5 protein-coding genes are annotated in these 6533 nt (G+C 41.1%); 2 read left to right on the top strand and 3 right to left on the bottom strand.

The features are described from left to right. Nucleotides 1-186 precede the first annotated feature (186 nt). Both N483_RS01180 and N483_RS01175 read left to right on the top strand, forming a co-directional pair. Complete coding sequence (locus N483_RS01180; RefSeq protein ID WP_023398049.1) at nucleotides 187-2619, top strand: TOMM precursor leader peptide-binding protein; 2433 nt, start codon at nucleotides 187-189, stop codon at nucleotides 2617-2619. Between the two features lie 13 nt (nucleotides 2620-2632). Continuing rightward, nucleotides 2633-3604, top strand: coding sequence for a Gfo/Idh/MocA family oxidoreductase (locus N483_RS01175; protein ID WP_023398050.1), 972 nt, complete (start codon nucleotides 2633-2635; stop codon nucleotides 3602-3604). A 1414-nt stretch (nucleotides 3605-5018) separates the two neighbouring features. Here the strand turns inward: N483_RS01175 and N483_RS01160 are convergent. From N483_RS01160 to N483_RS01150, 3 genes are all read right to left on the bottom strand, one after another. After that, nucleotides 5019-5576 (bottom strand): VOC family protein, encoded by a 558-nt coding sequence (locus N483_RS01160; protein ID WP_023398052.1) that lies wholly within the window; start codon nucleotides 5574-5576, stop codon nucleotides 5019-5021. Nucleotides 5577-5692: 116 nt separating this feature from the next. Continuing rightward, entirely contained in the window at nucleotides 5693-6073 is a 381-nt protein-coding gene (locus N483_RS01155; RefSeq protein ID WP_023398053.1) for a hypothetical protein, read from the bottom strand. A gap of 109 nt (nucleotides 6074-6182) precedes the next feature. Further along, a complete protein-coding gene (locus tag N483_RS01150) occupies nucleotides 6183-6527 on the bottom strand; it encodes a response regulator (RefSeq protein WP_023398054.1) in 345 nt (114 codons plus the stop codon). Nucleotides 6528-6533: the final 6 nt, after the last annotated feature.

Here is a 6533-nt window from a genome sequence, read left to right as displayed (position 1 = left end):
CAGTGTTCACACCAATGTCTGCAGTGTTCACACCAATGTCTGCAGTGTTATCAATGTGCCCCGCAGTGTGTGCAATGTTTTCAGTGTATAACTTGCATACCGTGTAGTACTGGCGGTTAGCGCGCAGTTATTGACATTCTCTGGGCTCAACTCAGGGAATGTCCTTAAAAAATGGATGTTTAATTTATGAAAAAGCTAAGGTTAACCCCAGCTGCAAGCATTGTTCCCAACAGCAGCGGTGTGTTATTAAGTTCAGATTTGGGAGACTTTCAAGTTCACGGTCGAGATACATCAGACTTTGTTGAAAAAATATTACCGCTACTGAAGGGAGAGCTCTCTCAAGCTGAAATCTGCGCGCGTTTGCCCGAATATAGTGATGCGAGCATTCAAGCCGTCCTGCAAATGCTTAGCCAATATGGTTTATTGGAAGAAGTCTCTGAACAACTCGAGTTTCGGCCTCCTGGGTTAGTGCAAACACGTTTTTTACGCCCGTGGCATCAGACAAACCAAATGCCGCATAGCCAAGATCAAGTATATTCTCTCGCTCCCTGTAGAGTATTAGTCGTCGGCCTTGAGCCATGGGCAGTTACATTGCTAGAAGAGTTGGGCACAGCCGGCGTAGGCCACGTTCATTTATTAGATAAAGAAAATATCTCCTGTGATGACTTGGCGTGTCACCGTTTTCTCTCTGCTGAAGATGTTGGTAAACCAAGAGCACAGGTGTTTAAATCCATGCTACAGCACCGCAACCCTTGGATGCAGATAAGCGACTCCGAACTCACTTGCGATAACCACAACTTAGGCTGCCCTTCAAATGACTGGGATTTAGCTATAATCACTCTGGGGAAAGATGCAAACTTTTGGTCACATAAAACCTCAGAATACCTACATCAACATACGATCAAAGCCATTTATGGTCACTTGGATGGTCTGGAAAGCTGGATAGGCCCTGCCATCAATATAAATGAAACCGCCTCCAGCTCATGTTGGAATTGCTTAAGACTTAGAAAACTAGGCACTGAACAACACGGCGAGCTAGCGCACGAATTAGAAAAAAGCCATAACAAAAATCGTGACGGACGTGCCCGCAGTATGTTGACCCCCATGTCAGCTATCACAGGTCAACAACTTGCTATGGAAGCATTAAAAATCCTTTGGGGCTTTACCGAAAGTGAGCTGTCATCCCATGTTTTTGTTCAAAACCTAATCACATACCAATCAAAAAAACATGCAATTATTCCTATTCCTTGGTGTGAAGTGTGCGGTTATGATCACAGTCATGCGAAGACTCACGCGCTATCTATGCATCGCGATCCAAAACCAGCTGAAAACCCCCTCAATCAGCTGCAAGATATTGATCAATTTAAATCTCTATTTGAGGGTTGGGTAGATCCGAAAACTGGGATCGTTCGCCAGCTCACCGGTCATGCACCGCATCTACCTGATTTTCCTATCACGGCGTCGGCTGGAGTATCCTCGTTTACTGAAGGTGAGTTTGACCCCAGAGCTTCAGGTCAAGTGGGCTCGGGTAAAGGGTTGGACCCTATTTCTGCACATATCAGCGCGGTTGGTGAGGCCCTAGAGCGATACTCAGCGGCGCGATACCAACTGAGCGATTTTAAATATGCATCAATTAGCCAGCTACACGGTGATTATGTTAATCCAGACACATTAGTTTTATATTCGAATAAGCAATACAGCACGCCCAACTTCCCATTTCACAAATGGCATAAAAAGCAAAAGATACATTGGTGTCAAGGTAGCTGGTTAGCAACCGATAAACCAGTTTGGGTTCCGGCATTGGTAAGCTACTTTAATTTTGCTTGTCCTTATAAAGAGCAATTCAGTCAGGTATCGTCAAACGGGTTAGCAGCTGGTCAAGATAATGACGATGCAGCGCTCAGAGCTTGTTATGAATTAATTGAACGCGATGCCATGATGCTTACTTGGTATGCACAATTACCTTGTGAACGGCTCTGCTACGAGTCACTTAACCAAGGCAAAATGCGGGTTATGATAGATGACTTAACTAATCTAGGTGTAGAACTTGAGTGCTACTTGCTTGATGTGGGGCTACATGTACCTACGGTGGTATGCCTAGCAATAGGAGATGGCTACCGCACCCCCGCAGCATCAGTAGCACTGGCCACCCATGGCGATATTAAGGTTGCGATGCGTAAAGCGCTATTGGAGCAAGGCCATGTGATGCCCTACCTCTGCCAACTTATGCGTTCTGGGCATAAAATTCCACATCACGTCAGTGAAGTTACAAGCCTAGAAGACCACGCCGCCTATTATTTTAGTAAGGATAAACTCGACGCATTTGATTTTATGCGCCGCCCTTTGACTGATGCAAAAGCACTGGAAGATTGGCCTTATGAAGTGATCACCCAAATAACCCAGCTCAAACAGCGCCTAGATTCAGCAGATGTAGACGTTGCTATTGTGGATGTCACCTCTCCAGATATGGCGCTAAGTCCATTTAGAGTCGCACGGGCCATTGGAGTCCATATGCAACCCATTCACTTTGGTGAGCAGTTTAAAAGAGTAGACAACCCAAGGTTACGCAAATTATTACAAGGGCGCCCGGTTAACAAAGAGCCACACCCTATTGCTTAAAAAGGAAAACATTATGAAAGTACTTGTGTGCGGTACCCACTATGGTTCCACTTACATTCGCGCATTAACTCAGTTTTCGCAACATAGCTTGTCATGTGTAGGCGTCTTATCAAAAGGCAGTGAACACTCTCAGCAAATTGCCAAGCAAATTGGCGTACCATACTATACGGATGTCGCCACGATACCGGCTGGCAATATTGATATTGCTTGCGTTGCAATATCAGGGGAGGCTGGAAAAGTAATTGTATTGTCTTTGTTAAAAATGGGAGTGTCAGTATTATGTGAGCATCCCGTTGATCAAGCCTTTGTCCAAGAAGCGCTCGCACTTGCCAAGCAGCACCAAGCATATTTTCATGTCAATGGGCATTTCGCCGATCTCTATGCGCCGCAAGCATTTTTGCAGTCAGTACTTGCCGCGTATCAACAGGGGTTCACTTGTATGCATTATGCCATGGGGGCTAATCTAAGAACTTTATATTCAGCGCTAGATCTATTGGGTCGCGCACTAGGTGGATTTAAAGGGTTGGAGGTAATCAAATACAGCGGCGAACCTATGGCGTTTCAGCCTGTAGTGCTTAAAAATAATAACCTCACCGTATCTGTTTTATGCCAAAACTTTTCATCAGTTGAAGATGACGGCAGCGCTACTTTTTTGAACCACCAGTTCTCTGCGCTATTTCCTCATGGCACTTTGACTCTCAGTGAAACTACCGGCCCTTTAAGTTGGTTTCCTTCAAGCCATAGTTTGCCTGCTGAATCATGGAAAACTTACATGCCCATTGAGCTTGCACCTATGGATCAGCAACAGTTAATGAACCACAGAGACCAATGCAACCTCGCAGCTATTGCAACACTCGCCGCCACTGTTCAAGGGGAAACACAGCCTGTTTACCAGCAGCCACATTACTTATTAGGATTGAGTGGGCTATGGCAAGCTGTATTAATGGAGTTACAACCGTCAGCTAAAGAGAATTACGCAGCGTAACGATGGCTTTTTACACCTAGTGCATTTGACGGTGCTAGGTGTAAGGCGCATCAGCTCAAAGGTAACTGTAGAAATAATCTAAACAGTTAAATTAAATCCGTTTCCCCACGCCACACAGTAATAATTTGATAACAAAAAGACATATTCAAAGTACGCTAAAACGTAAGTACACCTTTTCTATTAGGGAATTACCAAGCAAGGTGATAAATAGAATTCCTTTCCTTAGGGTTATTAACACTTCGCTACCTGTCAGTAATTATTTATCTAGCTATGAAAAGCCTTTGTACACATATCGCCGTACCATACGCCCTGCTTATTGGTTGCTAAGATTGCCAAGAATTAACTCGAGCAAGCCATAGCAAGTATATTTTACTATAGTGCCTCACCATCCCCTATTGAGGCACACCTAACATAAACTGGTGATATCCAACATTCTTCAGAAAACTGTTTGAGTTTTTCGCCATAATTCTCAATGTAATATTTGACAGGATAAACTAAACCTTGACTTTTCAACTCTGCATTTGGAATGGGTGTATGCAAAATGTAATCTCCAGCTACTAAAGCGTCCACAATTTTAGCAATAGCACTTCGCCATTTTGACGGTATTTGAAGCTCAACTTCCCTGTTCCTATGACTTTAATCTCTTCTATTTAGTTAAGGACCTTCGAGGACACTGCTTGTGATGTACCTTTACATAGAAAAAGCAGTGTAAAATGAGTAAAGCAGATATATGGAGCACAAAACTACAAATGGGCGTAGTATGTAACCCCAAAACCTGTATTTTGCGTTAAAAGCACATTGCCATAAGCCAACACAAACCCAAATACACCACAATATTACGAAAGATAACCAAGCATAGAAAACTGCCGGTGTTTGTGAAGCAAATTCTTCGGTCAATCGGTTCACAATAGTCCCTATGAACATATTGTGAATCCAAAAAACGATCCACAATCTAGTTTTTCCAGTAAAATTTCCCGTTAAAATCCCCATACATCTCCTAGGTACATAACGCGGCCTTACGCAGTGATTAATTATTGACTAGAATATAAACGAAAAAACCGTTAAAAATCCGGCTGTAAAGCCTTATTATAACTCAATTAACCTATTTAAAATAAGGCAAATTAAGAACAGACTTTGATTTAAATAAACAACTATAAACTTGATAGCTATCACCAGATAACTTGTTAACCCGGCGATCCGTTTCAATATTATTCCTGCACGTTTGTTTACAAATTTTACTGACTTTACGTACAAAGCTTACAATTACTTTTTGCACAGAAGTATCGAATACTATAGCGTGAGAAAAATAGTCTAAGACATTAGATTAAATCCTGTTTAATCATTAAGATAAAAATATGATTACACCAGAGTCAACCGAAATTATAACGCGAGCTAAACGGGTTTTATAATTTTGCTAATCAAGCGCTCCTAAATTTTTTTTATGAACTGTTTCCCAATCTTTTTTTGGCGAAAACCCTCGCATATTTTTAATCTCATTCTCCGTAAATTTAATTAGCTCTTCATTGGATAATTCTAAATTTACAGCAAACTTACATGGCTGATTAACATACCACGGTGTATCTGTGAAAATTTCAAATCTATTGTTTTCGGGATCATAAAAATAGATAGACCAAGTTGTACCATGAGATACCGCTTGTAAACGAATTCCAGAAACCGACTTTAATGATGAATTAAAAAGCTTCAACTCATCAATATTCTTCACCCTAAAAGAGATATGATCAATTGGACTTTCCTGAGTTCTGCGTGATTGTATTGGACTTAAAACAATTTGATGATGTTCTAGCTGGCTACGGCTTAAAAAAACCATACCATTTTGACCTTCACCTCTATCAGTGACAACAAAACCTAATTTACTCGTATAGAAGGTTTCCATCTTGGCTAGGTCTTGAACGTATAACTCAATATGACTTAGCTGCATATCTGGAAAAACAATTTCTTCCTTCGTTTCCATTTTTATCCTTATATTTTAGCGTGCTGTTTAAAAAATAATAAGTTGGCTACAATGCGAATCGGAGAGAATCCAAACCAAATATTATACACCTGCCTATAATTGATTAGTTATACACTCTAACGTTTTAGCCACCACTGGTTTTTAATATCTTGATTAAACAGCTTACGATATAGCTTTCGCAGTGCAGGTACAGCATATTCTATTTTTTGTACATACTGACATTTTTTACACTTTACCGTGATATACATGGCTCTGAGAAGGGGACTTTGTCTTGAATCGAAATACTCCCACGGGTCTTCACTAAATTCTATCGAATGAGCTGTATTGCTACATTTCGAGCAGCCATGCTCGTCACTTAGAATTTTTTTAGCTAAAAATTCTCTCGCTTCAATTTCATATGCTGTTGCTGTCGCACTTGTGCCGCAGTGCGCACAAAACTCTATGTTTTCAGGATTATCATGTTCGCAATATAAGCAAAGCCATCTATATTTGGGCATGTTCACCTTCTATGTATAACGCCTCAAATAAGAGGCACAAAAAATAGATTGAACTTAGCAATGTAGGAGCACGGGCCTACTGCCTAGCTTCCATTGCTAAATTCATTTGTTATATTTCATTGATAATTCTATCTATGCAGTTAGGCAAGGACCGAAAGTCCATTTTACCGCAAATAATATTGGCTCCGGCTTGCACCAAGAGGCTATTTCCCTTTTCATGTGACGAGGCCGCGATGATAGGGATCGTTGCACTTATCTCTCGGATATATGAAACCACCTCAGTGCCTTTCCCATCATCTAAATCATAGTCACACAATACCAAGTGATAGGTATCATTAAACATAGCTTTTGCTGATTTGATATCAGGTGCTACTTCAACATCATAGTCAGATAAAAATTCTCTTTTTACCGCTGATATAAAAGCCTTGTGATTTTCGACATAAAGTATTTTCAAAAGTAA

It is taken from the genome of Pseudoalteromonas luteoviolacea NCIMB 1944, assembly GCF_001625565.1.
Classification (GTDB): Bacteria; Pseudomonadota; Gammaproteobacteria; order Enterobacterales; family Alteromonadaceae; genus Pseudoalteromonas; species Pseudoalteromonas luteoviolacea_F.
The sequence above is the reverse complement of the archived record's forward strand: the minus strand, read 5'-3'. Positions and strand labels throughout refer to the sequence as shown.

What these genes read in the sequence shown, in the direction of transcription:
- N483_RS01180 (WP_023398049.1), top strand. Translation starts at nt 187, where the DNA reads ATGAAAAAGCTAAGGTTAACCCCAGCTGCAAGCATTGTTCCCAACAGC.
- N483_RS01175 (WP_023398050.1), top strand. Translation starts at nt 2,633, where the DNA reads ATGAAAGTACTTGTGTGCGGTACCCACTATGGTTCCACTTACATTCGC.
- N483_RS01160 (WP_023398052.1), bottom strand. Translation starts at nt 5,576, where the DNA reads ATGGAAACGAAGGAAGAAATTGTTTTTCCAGATATGCAGCTAAGTCAT.
- N483_RS01155 (WP_023398053.1), bottom strand. Translation starts at nt 6,073, where the DNA reads ATGCCCAAATATAGATGGCTTTGCTTATATTGCGAACATGATAATCCT.